Source organism: Bacillus sp. PS217 (assembly GCF_037963535.1).
In the GTDB taxonomy this organism is placed as follows: domain Bacteria; phylum Bacillota; class Bacilli; order Bacillales; family Bacillaceae; genus Bacillus; species Bacillus subtilis.
Genome location: NZ_CP150157.1, coordinates 1,593,166 through 1,611,782, shown reverse-complemented (window position 1 = coordinate 1,611,782; position 18,617 = coordinate 1,593,166). Strand labels below are relative to the sequence as shown.

15 protein-coding genes are annotated in these 18,617 nt (G+C 43.0%); all 15 read right to left on the bottom strand.

The window, feature by feature from the left end; all coding sequences use genetic code 11:
- Positions 1–98: 98 nt before the first annotated feature.
- The 15 genes from sigG to mraY all read right to left on the bottom strand — a co-directional run bounded on the left by sigG (position 99) and on the right by mraY (position 18,582).
- A complete protein-coding gene (sigG, locus tag NSQ83_RS08480) occupies positions 99–881 on the bottom strand; it encodes an RNA polymerase sporulation sigma factor SigG (protein ID WP_029726508.1) in 783 nt (260 codons plus the stop codon).
- A gap of 139 nt (positions 882–1,020) precedes the next feature.
- Positions 1,021–1,740 carry an RNA polymerase sporulation sigma factor SigE gene (gene sigE, locus NSQ83_RS08475; RefSeq protein WP_003221446.1) on the bottom strand — a complete coding sequence of 240 codons (720 nt, stop codon included), beginning with the start codon at positions 1,738–1,740 and terminating at the stop codon, positions 1,021–1,023.
- A 62-nt stretch (positions 1,741–1,802) separates the two neighbouring features.
- Positions 1,803–2,732, bottom strand: a complete 930-nt coding sequence (gene spoIIGA / locus NSQ83_RS08470; RefSeq protein ID WP_003232163.1) for a sigma-E processing peptidase SpoIIGA — start codon at positions 2,730–2,732, stop codon at positions 1,803–1,805.
- 193 nt (positions 2,733–2,925) lie between these two features.
- Positions 2,926–7,227: a S8 family peptidase gene (locus NSQ83_RS08465; protein WP_204551494.1), complete on the bottom strand. Its 4,302-nt coding sequence runs from the start codon at positions 7,225–7,227 to the stop codon at positions 2,926–2,928.
- A gap of 302 nt (positions 7,228–7,529) precedes the next feature.
- Entirely contained in the window at positions 7,530–8,678 is a 1,149-nt protein-coding gene (gene ftsZ / locus NSQ83_RS08460) for a cell division protein FtsZ (protein ID WP_003232167.1), read from the bottom strand.
- Between the two features lie 35 nt (positions 8,679–8,713).
- The gene (gene ftsA / locus NSQ83_RS08455; RefSeq protein ID WP_003232169.1) at positions 8,714–10,036 is read right to left on the bottom strand and encodes a cell division protein FtsA; all 1,323 of its coding nucleotides are present in this window, start codon (positions 10,034–10,036) and stop codon (positions 8,714–8,716) included.
- A 173-nt stretch (positions 10,037–10,209) separates the two neighbouring features.
- Entirely contained in the window at positions 10,210–10,575 is a 366-nt protein-coding gene (locus NSQ83_RS08450) for a small basic family protein (RefSeq protein ID WP_003238683.1), read from the bottom strand.
- Between the two features lie 17 nt (positions 10,576–10,592).
- Entirely contained in the window at positions 10,593–11,300 is a 708-nt protein-coding gene (locus tag NSQ83_RS08445) for a DUF881 domain-containing protein (protein WP_009967184.1), read from the bottom strand.
- Positions 11,301–11,322: 22 nt separating this feature from the next.
- Positions 11,323–12,018 (bottom strand): DUF881 domain-containing protein, encoded by a 696-nt coding sequence (locus NSQ83_RS08440; protein WP_198878762.1) that lies wholly within the window; start codon positions 12,016–12,018, stop codon positions 11,323–11,325.
- Entirely contained in the window at positions 12,015–12,806 is a 792-nt protein-coding gene (gene divIB / locus NSQ83_RS08435) for a cell division protein DivIB (RefSeq protein ID WP_003232178.1), read from the bottom strand. The genes NSQ83_RS08440 and divIB overlap by 4 nt, the downstream gene beginning before the upstream one ends.
- Positions 12,807–12,935: 129 nt before the next feature.
- A complete protein-coding gene (gene murB / locus NSQ83_RS08430; protein WP_003232182.1) occupies positions 12,936–13,847 on the bottom strand; it encodes a UDP-N-acetylmuramate dehydrogenase in 912 nt (303 codons plus the stop codon).
- 31 nt (positions 13,848–13,878) lie between these two features.
- Entirely contained in the window at positions 13,879–14,970 is a 1,092-nt protein-coding gene (gene murG / locus NSQ83_RS08425) for an undecaprenyldiphospho-muramoylpentapeptide beta-N-acetylglucosaminyltransferase (RefSeq protein WP_015383602.1), read from the bottom strand.
- 120 nt (positions 14,971–15,090) lie between these two features.
- Positions 15,091–16,191, bottom strand: a complete 1,101-nt coding sequence (gene spoVE, locus NSQ83_RS08420) for a stage V sporulation protein E (RefSeq protein ID WP_003244810.1) — start codon at positions 16,189–16,191, stop codon at positions 15,091–15,093.
- A 60-nt stretch (positions 16,192–16,251) separates the two neighbouring features.
- Complete coding sequence (murD, locus tag NSQ83_RS08415; protein ID WP_160221565.1) at positions 16,252–17,607, bottom strand: UDP-N-acetylmuramoyl-L-alanine--D-glutamate ligase; 1,356 nt, start codon at positions 17,605–17,607, stop codon at positions 16,252–16,254.
- Positions 17,608–18,582 (bottom strand): phospho-N-acetylmuramoyl-pentapeptide-transferase, encoded by a 975-nt coding sequence (gene mraY / locus NSQ83_RS08410; protein WP_003232192.1) that lies wholly within the window; start codon positions 18,580–18,582, stop codon positions 17,608–17,610. It lies immediately after the preceding gene.
- Between the last annotated feature and the right edge of the window lie 35 nt (positions 18,583–18,617).

The following is an 18,617-nucleotide window of genomic DNA, read 5'->3' as shown; positions in this document are numbered from 1 at the left end:
ACTTTGTACGAACTAGGATACCTTACTTTTTCCAAAACGTAAACCATCCATAATCAATAGAAAAGCCTTTAAAACAACATCGTTTTAAAGGCTTTTCATTATTGATGAATATTTTTATTCATTTGTTTGATAGCCGCTTTTTCAAGTCTGGACACCTGCGCTTGAGAAATTCCGATTTCCTCGGCGACTTCCATTTGGGTTTTCCCTTGGAAGAATCGCTTTCTCAAAATCATTTTTTCCCTATCATTCAGCCTTCTCATGCCCTCTTTTAAAGCCAGCTCTTCAATCCATTGTGAATCTGTATTACGCTCATCACTGATTTGGTCCATCACATAGATCGGGTCTCCGCCGTCGTTATAGATCGGTTCAAATAGAGAAACCGGATCCTGAATGGCATCAAGCGCAAATACAATTTCCTCATGCGGTACTTCAAGAACTTTTGCGATGTCTTCTGCAGTCGGCTCCTTGCTTGTCTCACTGATTAACCGCTCTCTTACCTGAAGCGCCTTGTAAGCGATGTCCCGGAGTGATCTTGAGACACGGATCGGGTTATTATCACGTAAATACCTGCGGATCTCTCCGATAATCATAGGTACAGCGTATGTTGAAAACTTAACATTGTGGCTTAGGTCAAAATTATCAATGGATTTCATTAGTCCGATGCAGCCGACTTGAAATAAGTCATCAACATACTCCCCTCTGTTATTAAATCGTTGAATGACACTTAAGACAAGACGCAAGTTCCCGTTTACAAGCTTTTCTCTTGCTGAATCATCGCCTTCATCCTGCAGCTGCCTAAACAGCCTTCTCATCTCTTCATTCTTGAGTACTGGTAATTTGGAGGTATCCACCCCGCAGATTTCGACTTTATTTCTCGACACTTTTTTCCCTCCCTACAGGAGCTGCTGTACAACGTTAAGTATCTCCTTGGGTGGGAAAAATATGCACTGCACTCAGACCGAAAAACTGTCGAAATCAGGAAATCCCTGTAAAATCAAGGGGTTCTAACCATAAAATTTTTTACACCATTTTGTTGAACTCTTTTCTCAACCTTTTTATAATTCTTTTCTCAAGCCGCGAAATATAAGACTGAGAAATCCCCATCATATCCGCTACATCCTTTTGGGTTTTTTCTTCTTCACCGACAAGCCCAAACCGCAGCTCCATGATTTGCTTTTCTCTCTCATTAAGCTGTTCAAGCGCTTTTTTCAAAAGCTTTTTATCGACGTTAGCTTCTATGTCTTTAGTGATGATGTCATCGTCAGTGCCGAGCACATCAGAAAGCAAAAGCTCATTGCCGTCCCAATCAATATTAAGCGGTTCATCAAAGGAAACCTCTGAACGGATTTTGTTATTTCTTCTTAAATACATCAGGATTTCATTTTCTATACACCGGGAGGCATAGGTAGCAAGCTTGATTTTCTTTTCTGGATTGAATGTATTCACAGCTTTGATTAGACCGATGGTACCGATGCTGATTAAATCCTCTATATTAATTCCCGTATTTTCAAATTTACGGGCGATATATACGACCAGACGCAAATTGCGTTCAATTAGAATGGCGCGCGCCGCCTGATCGCCGTTTGGGAGCTTCATTAACAAAACCTGCTCCTCATCTTTAGATAATGGAGGCGGCAGGGCTTCACTCCCGCCTATGTAATAGACTTCATCACTTTTCAGCCCAAGTTTCATCAGCAGCTTATACCAGAGGTGCGTCAACCGTAATTTCAGTTTTTTCATCTTCCTCTCCCTTCTAAATGTCACGCCGTTTGAGTATGATAAGTAACGGACATTTGCGAACATTATGAAACGTGTTTGACAGCCTTGCCCGAAAGCATTTTCGGATGAATAATCGCGTCAAACTCTCCATCTGCCGACAGCTTTGTTGTGCTGATGCCGATTAAACATTTATCTGCAGAAATCATTTCTTCTTTTGTCATAATCGTTACGTGATCCGGTTTAACGCATAATAAAAATTGATTTTGCTGACCAACTCCCCTGTATGGAATCAATCTCATTTTATCTAAAAAGCGAAAGGAATCATCGAGCTGTTCGATGGCTTCCAATGGGTCTGTATTTCGAATGATCATCGTTTCGGCTGTTCCGAAAATCGGCTCCAGTTTATCAATGTAAATGATCATTACCGGTGTTTTTGTAAGAGGATCGTACAGCTGATTACCGGAATCAATCAGGCCTCTGACATGAAGTGTTTGGCTGCCCAAATCTGCCTGCACGCTGACTCGTTCCTCATATTGAATGTTTTTTGTTTCAATATCTTCAATTCTTCTTTTAGAAAAAAACCATAATGCTGGAAAGCCACCAACAATAAACAACCAGCTGATCGGGTCTCCAAACCCTGTTTGATTGGTAATCATGACACCGTTTTGAACAATAGAATTTGACTGCAGCAAAGAATGGGCTCCGATAATTCCTCCCCCCATTAAAAAAGTGGCAAAATAAAAGGAAAACAAATTTTGAAAGAAAAACCGAAATCTTTTAAAGCCAAATGTCACCACCACAATCACAACTGAAAAAGCTAGCTTCCCAGCCGGATGTTCAACAATCGGCGAAAAAGGAGTAAACATCAAAAGGACAATACTGGAACCGATGAACGCTCCGCCTACCAGTCTTCTTTTTTTTACATGCCGTTTTAAAATAAATGCCGTGAGCAAAAGCAAAAGTGCATCAAAACAAAAGTTTAACAGCCAAATGACATCTAAATAGATTTTCACATCTGACTCCTTTCTTTCTTGCCTCACGCTGTTCCCCTTCTTGCTTCATAAGTATAAAGCAAGCTCTGTGGGAAAGTCTGTCAATTAATGTTGAGAGGAAAATACAATTTTTCAGGGAAATCTGCTTAATTTGTCGAGGAAGTATAATGAGAGGATATAAAAAAAGCTGCCAATGACGGCAGCTTTTTTCCACTTAATTTTCTGTGTTGATATTAAGTTTTCCATTTGCAGTTTTTCTTGTTTCATTTCCATAATCATCTCGTACGATCACTTCTACTTTTGCTCCTTTTGCTTTAATAGAAGAAGTGGCTGTCCAATAGCCTTCATATCTTCCCGGAGAAATTTCTCTTAACGGGAGTTCGGTGGCGTTTTGCACACTCGCTCTTGCATTTGTCAGCGGCATACGAATGATAAACGTTGCATCTAAATCCTCAGCGCTTGAGAAAGCGATTTTCACAGATTCACCGGCTTTTAAGTTTTTATCCTCTCCCGGAATTAAGCCGGAAATGACAGGCTTATCAAAATTGACATCAATGACAGCCTTTTTCGTCGTTTTGTTGCCTGCTAAGTCTGTAGCAATCACCTTGATTTCATTGCTTCCATTCTCCAAAAGAATCCGGGCTGAGTATGAACCATCGGTTATTGTTGCTTTTTTGCCATTCACCTTGACGTCTTTCAGATTGTCATCGGATACAGCCCCTTTGACAGTCAGCGTTTCTTTATTTGTTTTCCCGCCATCCTTTGGAGTGTCCAGCGTTAACTCAGGCTTTTCTTGATCAAGCGTGACCGTGATTGGGCTGGAGGCATCTGTTGTTCCGTTGTCAGTTGATGCAGTTGCCGTCAGCTCATTTTCACCCTTGTTGAGTGTGATGCCTGTCTGGAACGTGCCGTCCGCGGCAGTTTTTGTTTCTCCCGCTTCTTTCTCATCATTATAAATGTGTACCGTTGTACCAGGAGAAGCGTTTCCTTTTACAGTGACGTTCTCCTTATTTGTGTATGATTTGTCTGTCGGTGAAGTAATCTCAGGTACAGCAGCTTCGTAATCAACTAATGCGCGAATCATATAGTTGCCGTCTGCTTCGTCACCCGGCTCCCATTGTCCACCTATATACTGCCAGTTGCGGCCGGAATTCTTGCCGGTTTCATCCATTGCCAGTCCAGGTGAATACGGGTCAGGTTTCGACTGGATATATACGAGATAAAAATCTTTATCGACCATAATCCCTTTTGAACTGAGATCTACCTTAGTCCACTCGCCATTGCGAAGAGCTTCCGCGTTAAATGGCCCTGCAATTTTCTTGCCCGGTGCTCCGTCTTTTCCTGTGGCATCGTATACCTCAACCTTAAACTCTGTGCCGCCGGGATCAGGGAACTCTGTATCCCAGAATCTGAACAGCCCTCCTGTAAGCATGCCTTTGTCCTTGCCGTCAGCGAGCGTCATTTTTACCGCCCATCCGTTACCGGCAGCAAAATAGGAATTGGCATTCTCCGCTGTTCCGTCATCATATGCAATTTCACCCGGATAACCGACGAAAGGCTTCAATGCAGTTTCTTTTGTAACATCACCTTTTAACTCAACGGAAAATTCATCACTGTAATAACCCGGTGCAGCGACTTTAATCGTATAAGCGCCTTCATAGGCCTCCAGCGTATATTCACCTTTATCGTTTGTCATAGCTGGTTCCACCGCAGCATCCTCTACAACATAAACGGAAGCGCCTGTTACCGGCTCTCCTGTCGTTTTATTGATGACCGTGCCTTTTAATGTGCCCTTCTTCATCTCTTCTAACGTAAAATTAGCTTGTGTCGTCTGATCCGTCTTTAAAGATACTTTTTGTGTTTTCGACTGATAACCATATGCTTCTGCCATAAGCGTATAGTCTCCCGCTTTGTGCTTCAGCGTGTACTGCCCTGTGGATTGATCTGAATATGTTGATTTTCCTGTTTCCACTACACTGACTTGTGCCCTGAGCGGCAAAACTTGAGGCTGTATAGCCTTATTCTGATGTTTTACCGCTGTGTTTGCAGATGGCTTAGCCTTTTTCGGATTTACTGGCTTTTTCTTTTGCTTTCCAGACGGCTTTTCGACGCCCAGCTTATTCTTTTTGACTGTTTTTCCGGCTGATTTGTCAGAAAGCACTACATCATCAATATACCAGCCCTCTTTTGCAATGCTTTCATCAGATTGAAGGTTAAACATCACTTGAATGTTTTGGCCTTTATAAGCCGATAAATCAATTTCTTCGTCCGTCCAGCTTGATGTCTTTCCGTTATAGACACCAGCCTGCTCCCAATTCTTTTCACCTTCCGGAAGAACAAAAACGTAGCCGTAATCAAAATCATCCTCTAAATTGTGCCAGCTTTTAAATTGAAGGAACAGACTTCCTGAATCAGGTGCTTTAATAGGAGGCATAACAAGGTTCATGTTTGCTGAGTTGGCATAATTTCCTGTCAAATTCGTTCCATATACTTTTTCTCCGGATGCTGCTGTATTTGGGCCAGTTGACGGAACTCCCCATTCCCAGTTATTATTTGTTCCGCTCGCAACCCAGCCGCCGGGTGCAGTTTCAAAGTCCTGTTTATATCCCACCGTGATGCTTGGTTTCACTGTTACATCGTATATGTCAGATGAAACGACATGACCGCCAAAATCTTGAATCATCCACTTATAGCTTAGTTTAGTTCCTTTTATATCTGGGATCTCTGCCTGATACGTTCCTTTTAGATGATCACCGCTGATTCGTTTAGCCGTTATTTCTGTCCATTCACCTTGATCAAGCTTGTAGGACAGCTTTACAGATGTCACACTCACATTGTCTTCAGCTGTCAAAGTCAGTGGTAGGCTGCCACCTTCATAAGCTTCAGTTACTTTCTCATGCTGATAGACAGGAGGCTCTTGGTCATCCCCCTCTACAGAAACTTGTCCTTCCGCTTTCCCTAAACCATCTGTAACAGCGGATACAGCATCAAAAGCATTCACCAGACCATGGCCATATCCGTTATTCGGTGAATCAGGAAATGTTGAATCCGTGAGCGGTTCAGCCGTGCTGGTTAATATATCCTCCATCTCATCAACAGAAAGTGAGGCATTCGCCTGTTTTAGCAGTGCAGCAACAGCGGATACATGCGGCCCTGCCATTGATGTGCCGTCCCAACCATCCTCATATGTCTGACCGGGAACGGATGAACGAATATTAACGCCCGGTGCAGATATTTCCGGCTTTATTTCATCATATGGAGATGGCCCTTGAAGAGAAAAGTCAGCGAGCTTTTTATTGATATCAGTCGCACCAGTTGCAAACGATTCTGGATAGTTTGCCGGATTTGCGATAGAACCAGGCCCGCCGGGAATAAAGAGATCCGTATTCCCCGCTGAAAACTCAGGGAAAATATCGGCCGCACGCCAGGCATTGACCATGTCTCTGTACCATTCATCAAGTCCAGAGCCCCCTCCCCATGAGTTATTGACAACATCAGGAGCCATTTCCGGGTGGGGATTTCCTTCCGCGTCCTTTGGTGCTAAAACCCATTCACCAGCTTCCAAAATGTCAGCATCAGTGCCGCCATCTTCAGAGAACGCTTTAACAGCAATCCATTTTGCGCCAGGCGCTACACCGATTTGATTTGTTCCATCAGGTTCAGAGCCCACCATCGTGCCTGTCACATGGGTTCCATGAGCCAAATCATCATAAGGGCTTGCCTCGCCTGCTACGGCATCATACCAGTTCATTTCATTTTCAGGCTCATTAGGATTTTCCGGATTATATCCGCGATATTTCTCTTTTAATGCCGGATGATTCCATTCCACCCCGGTATCAATGGACGCAACAACCGTGCCAGTTCCATCATATCCAAGTGCCCAAGCTTTTTGGGCATCGATTTGGTCTACATTCCATTCCACACCGTCAGTTGCTTTAATAGCTTTCTGTGCTTTTTTCATATTAAATGGTGAGGATGACTTAAAAAGCTGCCGTTTCTCATTAGGAAGCACCTTCTCCACTTCGGGAAACTGCGCCACTTTTTCCATAACCTCTTTTGAGGCATGAACAGCAATCCCGTTCACCACATAATAAGAATGAATTTGGTCTGCATTTCCTTTATCTTTCTGGGCGTTCAAATATTTTAGGACATCTTGCTGGGATTCATCGGCTGTGACTTTTAAAGATGACACAACAGCAGAACGCTTTTGATATTCCGTCTTAGCAGCAGACAGCTTCTTCGATTTCGCTTTTTTAACAGCCGCTTTTGCCGCTTTTTCTGTGTTAGCCTGATCTTTAAATTTAATCAGAAAAGTCGTTTTTTCTTTCTTTTTAAAGTTTTTCTTTAATGAACTCGAAATCTTGTTTTGAATGGATTCCGCAGATTGAAGCTCCTTTTTAACAGAAGGTGAGGTGACTTTACTGCTTGCCCCGGCTGCTCCCGGAAACAGCAGTGAACTGATGACAACTGTACTTAAAACAGAGCTGATGAGTCTGTTTTTCGTTTTTTTCTTCATTTTCATCCCCCTTTTTCAACATGCTTTTTAAAAAAAGTGTCGTCCCTCCTTTTAATAATGAATGGTTTGTCAGAACATCGCTGTATATTAACTGTAGACAATCTGAATTACAGATATTGTCGTTTCATGTCATTCAATTTCCATATATATGAAAATGATAAAAATGTCACAAAAATAAATAGGTCTAATTATCTGTTTTGTTACTAAGCGAAGGAAGCAATAGGGAAAAAGACTTTATAAGAAGGAAAGTGTGAAGAGAAAAACAAAAAAGGACAAAATCGAAAACGATTTTGTCCTTTACATTAGCCGCGTTTATTACGGTTTCTTAAGAATGTCGGGATGTCAAGCGTATCATCAGCCGGCTGTGAAGTATGACGGCTTACTGTATTCTGCTGCTGAGGCTCCTCACGTTTTGGCTCACGCTTCGGAACACTTTGGTTGTGTGTTTTGATGCTTTGATTTAAGCTTGGACGCTGAGGCTTCGTCACGTCCTTCTCTTGTTCGATAAAGCCGGTTGCAATCACTGTCACCACAATCTCATCTTTTAGATTTTCATTAATAACAGAACCGAAAATCATGTTTACGTCTTGATCAGATGCCGAAGCGACAATGTCTGCTGCTTCCTGAACCTCATATAGGCTGAGGTTAGTTCCCCCAGTGATGTTCATGAGGACACCTTGCGCACCGTCAATGGCCGCTTCAAGAAGCGGGCTGGAAATTGCTTTTTTTGCTGCCTCTGCCGCGCGATTTTCCCCAGTAGCAATACCGATACCCATCAAAGCAGATCCTTTGTTTGACATGATTGTTTTCACATCAGCAAAGTCAAGGTTGATAAGACCAGGTGTAGCAATCAAGTCAGAAATACCTTGAACCCCTTGGCGAAGTACGTTATCCGCTTCACGGAATGCTTCAAGCATCGGTGTGTTTTTATCAACAATTTCAAGGATACGGTCGTTCGGGATGACGATCAGTGTATCCACCGCTTCTTTCATTGCCGAGATTCCGCCTGCAGCCTGAAGCTGTCTTTTGCGTCCTTCGAAGGTAAACGGTCTTGTCACAACGCCGACAGTTAATGCGCCTAAGTCTTTCGCGATTTGTGCGATAACCGGTGCGGCACCTGTTCCTGTTCCGCCGCCCATACCAGCTGTCACGAATACCATGTCAGCACCTTTAAGTGCTTCTTCAATCTGCTCTTTGCTTTCTTCAGCGGCTTTTTTCCCAACTTCCGGATTCGCACCTGCTCCCAATCCTCTAGTCAGCTTTGCGCCGATTTGCATTTTCACTTCTGCTTTTGACAGGTTAAGAGCTTGAGCGTCCGTGTTTACCGCGATATACTCTACTCCTTGCACTTCATTTTCAATCATTCGGTTAACGGCGTTGTTACCACCGCCTCCTACTCCGATTACTTTAATTGATGCTAAGCCGTCTATGTTTGTTTCGAACTCCAACATGCTAAATCCTCCTAATCTGCCGAATGACTATCTATCTATTCCCAAAACATGCTTAATAGTTTTTTCATTTTGCTCTGTTTATTATGTTCGGCTTGTGTTTTTTGTTTTCCTTTTGGCCGCTGCTGCACCTCATTTTGGTGATGATGCTGCTCTTGTTCCTCAGATGATGAGACTGCGATTTCCTGTATCGCTTCTTCAGGCATCTTAAAGCCTATTTTTCTGCCTTGGATTCTTGCATTCCGGCAGGCGAATTGGATCAGGCCCACTCCCGTCATATATTGAGGATCTCTTACACCGATATAATTCGGGCTTGCCACTCTGACATTGTTTTGCAGCACATCCTGCGCCAAAGACATGACACCCGGCATAGCTGCTTGTCCTCCTGTCAGCACGAAGCCTCCCGGCAGATCGGTAATACCCATACTGCGAAGCTCTTCTGAAACAATTTCAAGAATTTCTTCTACTCTCGCTTCAATGATATTCGCTGCTTCTTGCTGTGTAAATGTTTGTTTTTGATTGGTGCCTATAACGGTTACCTCAAATATTTCATCTTCCGAGGCTTCGTCATAGTAGGCATGTCCAAATTGCTTTTTCACGCGTTCTGCTTCTTCTGTTGACGTTCTCAATCCGATGGAGATATCTTTGGTGATATTTTCGCCTCCGAGAGGAATGACACGGGTAGAAGTGAGATGTCCGTTCTGGAATACGGCAATGGTTGTTGACCCTCCCCCTATATCAATGAGAGCCACACCAAGGTTTTTCTCGTCCTTTGATAATGCAGCAGAACCGGCTGCCAGCGGCTGAAGGCAAATATCAGTTATTTCAATACCAGCTCTTTCAACGCAGCGGAGTAAGTTATGTAAGATTGTTTTTGAACCGGTGATCAAGGTGCCCTCTACTTCTAAACGCACACCCAGCATTTTTTTCGGGTCGGTGATTTCATCTCTTCCATCTACGATAAACTGTTTAGGAATGACGTCAACAATCAGCTGTTCGTGCGGTACTGAAACAACCTGTGCCGCCTCCATAACACGGCGTACATCTTCAACCTGAATTTCTTTATTTTCACTGGAAACTGCTACAACACCGTTTGTATCTTGAATATTGATATAATTTCCATTAACGCCGACAATAGCTTTTCTAAGCGGAAAACCTACCATTCTTTCAGCTTGGTCAAACGCTTTTCTTATAGAATGAACGGTCTCATCTATATCAACGATTGAGCCTTTTTTCAACCCTTCAGACGGTACATTTCCCACACCGATAATATTAAGGGAATCATCTGTCATTTCTCCGACGATCACTTTTGTATTGGACGTACCGATGTCAAGACTGACGTAAAGTTCATTGTTGTTCATTCTATGGCACCTCCTCACATTTCGATCATTTCTATTCTATTATTTGCGGAACAACAATACAATGAATGTGGCTTTACAAGTGTGTAACAAAAAATAACAACAGAATATTTTTATGTGCTATTCACATTTTATGTTTATTGAAAATATTCGTTATATCCTATGTATATCCTCTTTTATATCACATTTTTTTTATTTTTTTTAGAAAGAGTCCACTTTGTTAGTAGATTTCTTCTGATAACGGCTATATTCTGAAATAATCTGACTCCAAATGCGAATATACCTGCTAAATACAAGTCTACACCAAGATGGACTCCCAGAAAAGCTAAACTTATTGCCAATATAATATTAAAAAAGAAACCGGAAACAAATACCATTTCATCATATGTACCTTGTAAATGCGCTCTGATTCCGCCGATTAATGTATCAAGTGCGGCAAGCACCGCAAGCGATAAATAGTTTGAGTATTCACTCGGTATCGTTAAGTTTGTCATTAGTCCAATCGCTATTCCGAGCACCAGTCCCAACACGGGCAGCCACATGACAATTCTCCTCCTTTTCAGTCTTTAAGCAGTTTCAGCTGTTGTACGTCCAGTGGTCTGTCATATGCTTTTAATGTTAGTTTGCTTTCAGATTTACCGGCTTTTAATGCTAAATTTTCAGATGCAAAAAGATCCTCAAGGCCTGACCCCTTCACTCTGCTGTGTAACATGTCCGGATCTTTGGCAAGCACTTTTACTGTTAAAGGATAATCGTCAAGGGCGTATCCGTCTATTTTTGTAGTGCCGTTTATATCTCTGATGACTGTATGATTCACAACTCTTCGCTCGTTAATCGAGATATGCTCTGCACCGTAGGAGTTGAGTTCATTAATCAGCTTTTTCAGCAAATCCGGAGGCGGATTTTCGATCGGCTCTCCTGTTAAGCTTTCAGAAAAAAGCGGGGAAATCGTAATGACAATTCCGCTACCTGTTATATCGGTCATGCCGGCTGTTTTTTTTAAGGATTGCAAGGTATTATTTAGCGCGGTTTCTTTTGTCATTTCTTTCGTTTGCGAATAGCTATTCAGCAGTTTGTCATATTTGTTTATTTCAGCCAGCAGCTTTTCCTGCTTCTTCTGCTCTGATGTCAGCTCTTCCCTAATATCCCACATATCTCTTGTATCCCGGACTTTGGGGTGCTTTAACGAATTAAACTGAACAGATATCATCAGGCCGAAGATGACCATAAGCACACTGATGCTTATGAAGGAACGCTTTATTTTCAATCTATTTCACCCGCTTTTTCAGTCATTCCTTCGTTTTCAGAATCGGTTTCATTTGTACGTTTTTCTCTTTTTCTGCCGACACAGAAATATGATCCATTGACAGCTGATCAATTAGGCCTCCTACGATATTTAACGAGGGCAGCAGGACATCTGGATCTCCAATAGCGGATACCGTAAACGGAGCAGGATGCTGCACCCCGTCTACCGTTACCACAGGACCATTGCATTTGATATACGAATCATGCGTCAAACGCTGTCCATTAACGGCGACAGCTGCCGCTCCTGAGATATACAGTTCGTTTACTACTTGGAAGATATGGCTTTCGTGAACGATGTAACTATTCACATTCTCCCCTTCCGGTATGTATGACGCATCTTCCAATGTCACCTCAACGCCTTCTCCCTGCACACCGACTTCCCCAATATACATCCTGTATTTTTCTGTATCTTCGAGGACATTATAGTATTCCGACTTCTCTTTCTTCAGCTTATTTTCCGCCTGGCGGACTTTGTTTTGCTTTTGATATAATTCTTTTTCAAGCTTCTTATTTTCTTTCTCTTGTTTCAGAAGTTCATCTCTCAGCGCATATTCTTTTTTCCACTCTTCCGTCTCAGCCGCGCTTTTGTTGTTTTCTTTTGTCATTTGAAAAGAAAATGAAATCAAAAAGCCTGCGATAAGCATAATCAAGGAAAGAAGGACTGCTGATTTGCCCCTCAATTTTCATCTTCCTTTTTAGCAGCTTTATCGTTTTTCCCAAACTCTTCAAAATAGGTGGCAACTTCTAAATGAATGATTCCTTTTTTATTGCTGCTTAGCTGAGAAATGATAGAAGGATACGTCTTCATTCGGTCTGCAAACGTTTTAATAGATGCAGTGACAACATAACCGTCGTTCATGTACAACTTAATACGGTTTTCATCCATTTTTACAGGCGTATAATAAATCTCTGAAATCGACTGTTTTAACGAATTTGACAACGCATCGAGCTGCTTGGCCATTTGAGACCGCTTCTTCGCGTTTGTCCAATTCACTAAAATCGGTCCGGCATCATCCGGCGTTACTTCGTTTGGCAGAACTGAGCCGTTTTCAAGCACTTCATAGTACACATCGTCTTTTTCTAAATAAGCAATCGCTTTATATTCTTCGATTGCAATGTTGATTTTATTAGGAAGCGATTTGCTGATCTCCGCTTTTTTCACTAATTTATTTTGCTGAATCTTCTTTTCTGTTTTTTGCTTGTCCAAACTCCAAAACTCAGTATCTCCGCTGTTAATATCGGAAAGGTCGATAATTTCCTTTTTTGATACATTTTCATTCCCTGTAACAGAGATTGTTGATACTTTACTGATTGGTGTTTGCAGGTACACAATGATCAGCACCATAATAAAAAAGAGCATAATAAATGAAATGAGACGGCGGTTTGCCTTTTGTTTCCTCTGCTCTTTAATTTTAGGGATCCGCTCTTCAATGTTAACGATTTTTTCTCGGTCTTGACCCGGGTTCATTGCCTGTTCACCTCATTCAAATGAAACAGCTGTTAAAAGTCTGTCTATTCCAAAACAAACGGCATACTATGATGCCGTTTGTCGTTTGCTTACAGTATATCATATGAACAGCTTCAGTCAGAACTTGAATCAGCGATTTCCGCCGATGATTTCAACCTCTGTGTGCATATCAATCTCGTATTTTTCACGGATTGTCTTTTTCACATGGTCAATGAGATCAAGCACATCTTTTGCTGATGCTCCCCCCGCATTGACGATGAAGTTTCCGTGCATCTCCGATATCTTTGCACCGCCGATTTGATATCCTTTCAAGCCTGCTTTTTCTACAAGGTTCCCGGCATGATTCGGAAGCGGATTTCTGAATATGCTTCCCGCACAAGGGCTTGAATACGGCTGTGTATTTTTTCTATAGTCTTTATTGCTTTGCATTTGCTGAACGATTGATTCCTTATCCTTCTGCTCCAGCTGCAAAACAGCTTCAAGGCAAACGCCCGGGCGTTTCTTTTGCAGTACAGATGTCCTGTAGCTGAAATCCATCTGCTCATTTGTCAGCCACTCAATCGTTCCGTCTTCAAACAAAATATGCGCTTTGACGAGGATCTCGCTCATATCAGAACCGTGAGCGCCGGCATTCATATAAACCGCTCCGCCGACTGATCCTGGAATGCCGGCAGCAAATTCCAAACCGGACAGGCCTTTTTTGCTCAGTGATGTAGCCAGGCGGACCACTGAATAACCGCCTCCGACTGTTACTTGTTCCCCTTCAAGCTCCAAATGGTCAAGACCCGCACCCAACTTGATTACTACGCCTCTAATTCCTTCATCTAAAACAAGAAGATTTGATCCGCGGCCGATGACTGTCCACTTCACATCATATTTTTTAATCACGTCCATGATGTCTTTAACAGCATCCACACTGCTTGGAATGACCAATACATCCGCAGGTCCGCCGATTTTCATCGTTGTATGATTCGCGAGCGGTTCATTTGCAAGAACCTTGCCGACTTCGCGTTCTTTTAATTCCTGTATCACTTTCTCCATCGTAAACCTCCGCATTCCATTTGCTTTTCTACTATTTTTTTAATTCCTCGAGTACGCTGTATAAACGGGCAGCCGCGTCAGGAACACCGAGTGACTTTGTTCGTTCGCTCATTTCCTTTAACGTTTGCTCATTCAGTACAATCCGGTCTAGCGCTTCAATCAGCTTCTCCCCGCTGAGCTCTGTTTCTTTCAGTACAATCGCCGCATCATGCTGGCCAAGAGACCTCGCATTGACCTCCTGGTGATTCGCTGTCACATATGGACTCGGGATCAGAACACTTGGGATTCCGAGAGCAGTAATTTCGGCAATCGTTGTCGCACCGGCTCTAGCCACAATGACATCAATGGCCTTTAAATACTCAGGCATTTGATGAAGAAACGGCTTTGTGACCATATTATCAGCGGCACCCTTGCTTTTCAGCTCATTCATTACTTTTTCATAGTGAACTTCACCGGTGATATACAGCACTTGATAGTCTCTTGTTTTCAGCGCATCCTGCATGTCAATGACAGCGCGGTTAATCGGTGCAGCGCCTCGGCTTCCGCCGAAAATTAAGACCGTTTTTTTGTCTTCAGAAAGCCCAAATTCAGCCATTGATCGTCCCGTCTTTATTGAGACGACTTCAGAGGCTCTCGGGTTTCCCGTAAATACAACTTTCTCGCTAGGAAAATGTGATTTCGCTTCTTCAAAACAAATCGCTACTTTATTAACATATTTTGAAAGAAACTTATTCGTGATGCCCGGCAGGCTGTTTTGTTCATGGACAATAGTCGGAATTCCCATTTTCGCAGCGGCATAGACAACCGGCCCGCATACATAACCGCCCGTTCCAATTACGGCATCGGGCTTAAATTCCGCTAAATACGATTTACTCTTTTTGACGCCCTTCAGAAAACGCATCACAGTCTTGACATTTTCAAATGACAATTTTCTTTTAAATCCTGTAATTTCAATTGAACGAAACGGTATATTCTCCCGCTCAACAATTTTTTTCTCCAGCCCGTTTTCTGTTCCGATATATAAAAATTCCACATTAGGATGACGTCTTTGCACTTCTTTAATAAAAGCAAGCGCAGGATAAATATGTCCCCCTGTACCGCCTCCGCTTATTGCAATTCGCATTTCTTTTCCCCCAGTCTAAGTTTCTCTATAACATAACGATAACCCTGTTTTGTTGGACAGGGTTATCGCATCAATTGTTTCCAAGCTTCATGTTAGACAGGAGGCTTGGAAATACATTCGTTAATACCTCGAGTAGCGGCTTACATTCAGCAGCACACCAACTGCCATCAGCATTAGAGTCAATGAAGAGCCTCCGTAGCTCAGAAACGGGAGCGTGATGCCTGTTACAGGAATCAGGCCCGTGACTACGCCGATATTGATCATGACTTGAATGGCAATCATTGAAATAATGCCGACTGCGACAAAGCTTCCGTACAGATCAGGCGCACCAAGCGCAATTCTGATTCCTCTCCACAGCAGGACGCTGAAGAGGAGCAAAATAAGTGTTCCCCCGATAAAGCCCAGCTCCTCTGACAAGATGGCGAAAATAAAGTCTGTTTGCGGCTCAGGCAGATAAAAGAACTTCTGTCTGCTTTGTCCGAGCCCCATTCCGAACAACCCGCCGGGCCCCACTGCATAAAGCGATTGAATGATCTGAAATCCGCTTCCGAGCGGGTCTTCCCATGGATTTAAGTATGAGGTAATCCGCTTTATCCGATATGGAGCCGATAGTACGAGCCCGACAAATCCGCTGAGGCCGATCAGCCCGAGAAAGACGAAATGGGCGATCCGTGCGCCGGCTACAAAAATCATGACAATACAAGTTCCGACCATTACTGTCCCCGTTCCGAGGTCAGGCTGGCACATGATAATCAAAAATGCTGAAAACACGATGCCAAGTGCAGGGACGAACCCCCGTCTGAACGATGTGATGTTTTTTTGTTTTTCAGAGAGAAATTTAGCAAGGAATGCAATCATCGCAAGCTTCATAAACTCTGAAGGCTGTATGCTGAATGCTCCGACTCCGATCCAGCTTCTTGAACCGTTCCGCACCATTCCGACGCCCGGTATCAAAACAAGCACCAGAAGGAAAAAGCAGATAACCATCAGCAATTTTGACCATGTCCTCCAAGTCCAATAATCAACATTCATGATAAAAAACATAGCAATGACGCCGATTCCCGCAAACAAAAGCTGCCGTTTCGCGAAAAAGAATGAGTCGTCAAATTTATAATCCGCCCATACCGCACTCGCACTGTACACCATAATTAATCCGATTGTTAATAATAATAACGTAATGATGACCAATAACAAATCAGGCGATGTTTTTTTAGTAGTCAAAGCAATCGACACCCCAAGCTTAAAGTCATTAGGGCTGCCGATTTACTTCAAGACAAGCCCTTACTTAAGCATATGCACGGCATCTATAAACATGTCACCGCGTTCTTCAAATGTTTTGAATTGATCCCAGCTCGCACACGCGGGTGACAGCAGGATGACATCTCCTTCATTTGAGAGCGCAAACGCCGCAGATACTGCTTGTTCAACATTATCGACACGTTTGACATGTTGTATTCCCAGTTCATTGCCGAGTTTCTCGAGTTTTGGCGCCGTCTGGCCAAATGTAAGCACTGCTTTGACATGCTTCATATAAGGTTTCAAGTCATCAAAACCATTTCCGCGATCCAGTCCGCCCGCAAGCAGAATGACCGGCTTATCAAAAGCTGAAAGCGCCTTGCTTGTCGCCAGAATGTTTGTTGCTTTACTGTCGTTATAAAATTTGCGGCCATTCACAGTTGTGACATATTGGAGGCGGTGCTTCACACCAGTAAAGCTTGTCAGCACCTTTTTAACCGCCTCATTGGATGCTCCTGCCGTTTTCACAACTGCAATAGCTGCTAAAATGTTCTCCAGGTTATGAGCACCGGGCAGTACAACCTCTTCCAGAGGAAGAATGGCTTCGCCGTTAAACATAATCATACTGTCTTTTACATATGCGCCCTGTTCAAGCATTTTGCTGACTGAAAATGGGACGATTTCGGCTTTTCCGGCTTCAGCAAGACGCACGACGGTTTCATCATCCTGGTTGACAATAGCTTTATCTGAAGCAGTCTGATGAAGGTACACTTTCTGTTTCGCTTTTTCATAGTTTTCGCGCGTATGGTGATAATCCAGATGGGCGTCAAATACATTTAAAATCAGGCTGATTTCCGGTCTGAAAGCGTGTGTTCCCATCAGCTGAAACGAAGACAGTTCAGTAACGATCCATTCATCTCCATCAGCATGATAGGCAACCTCACTTGCGACTGTGCCGATGTTTCCGGCAATCAGTGCTTTTTGCGAGCCAGCTTTGAGCATTTCGTAAATTAGCGTTGTCGTGGTCGTTTTACCGTTCGATCCGGTAATCCCAATAAACTTGGCGCTGGTCAGGTAGTAAGCGAGCTCAATTTCCGTCCAAACCGGAATGCCTCGTTTCTTCGCTTCCTGAACCATAATATTTTCATAAGGAATTCCCGGGTTTTTGATCAGAATCGTGATTTGATGCTGATCGAACAGAGAAACTGGATGCTCTCCGCAAACAACTTCGATTCCTTTTTCAGAAAGCTTTTGTGCCGGTTCATTTTCTTCAAAAGGCTTTTGGTCATTGACTGCAACATAAATGCCTTTTTCATGAAGAATGGAGGCCGCCGCATATCCGCTTTTCGCAAGCCCAAGGATTAAAAAATGCTGTTTCTGTAAAAATTGATCATTTTCCACTTATAACCACACCTCGATGTAAATTCCTAAAACGGCAAGCAAAAGTCCCGCAGCCCAAAACGTCACGACTACTCTCCATTCAGACCAGCCGACAAGCTCATAATGGTGATGAAGCGGACTCATTTTAAAGATTCGTTTACCTGTCGTTTTAAAGCTGATGACCTGCAAAATAACAGATAATGTCTCGATAACGAATACACCGCCGATGATAACCAGCAGGATCTCTAATTTCGTTAAAATGGCAATGGTAACGATTGCTCCTCCCAATGCAAGCGATCCCGTATCTCCCATAAAAACTTTGGCCGGATGAGCATTAAATACAAGGAAGCCCAGAACTGCACCGACAACGGCAACTGAGAAAATCGCTACGTCATATTGAGACTGATTCCATGCCAGAATGGCAAAGGCGCCAAAGGCAATCGCCGCAGTACCGGATAATAACCCGTCAAGGCCGTCAGTCAGGTTAACTGCGTTTGATCCGCCGACAAGCATAAAGAGCACAAGGATAAAGTAAGCCCAGCCTAGATCAAATGATAAGTCAGTTCCAGGAATGCGAATATCCGTCGCAAAATTGTAGTAATGATACACGGCGTAAAATACAACCGCAATAATAATTTGTCCGATCAGCTTTTGCTTTGATGTCAATCCAAGATTGCGCTTCATGACAACCTTGATGTAATCATCTAAAAAGCCAAGCAAACCGTAGCCTAGCGTAACAAACAGAAGCAGCACCATTTCGGGGCTTATTTCTGAAAACTTCTGTGTCATAACAATTGTTGTCACTATGATAGAAAGTATGATCATGACCCCGCCCATTGTCGGTGTCCCTGATTTTTTCTGATGTGATTTCGGTCCTTCTTCTCTAATACTCTGGCCGAATTTTAATCTTCTTAAAAACGGAATAAGAATCGGAGAGAGCAGAACACTAATTAAAAACCCCATTAAAATTGTAAACAGAATGACTTGCTCAAGCATTGTCCTTTTCTCCTCCTGTTTCTTTCAAACGACAT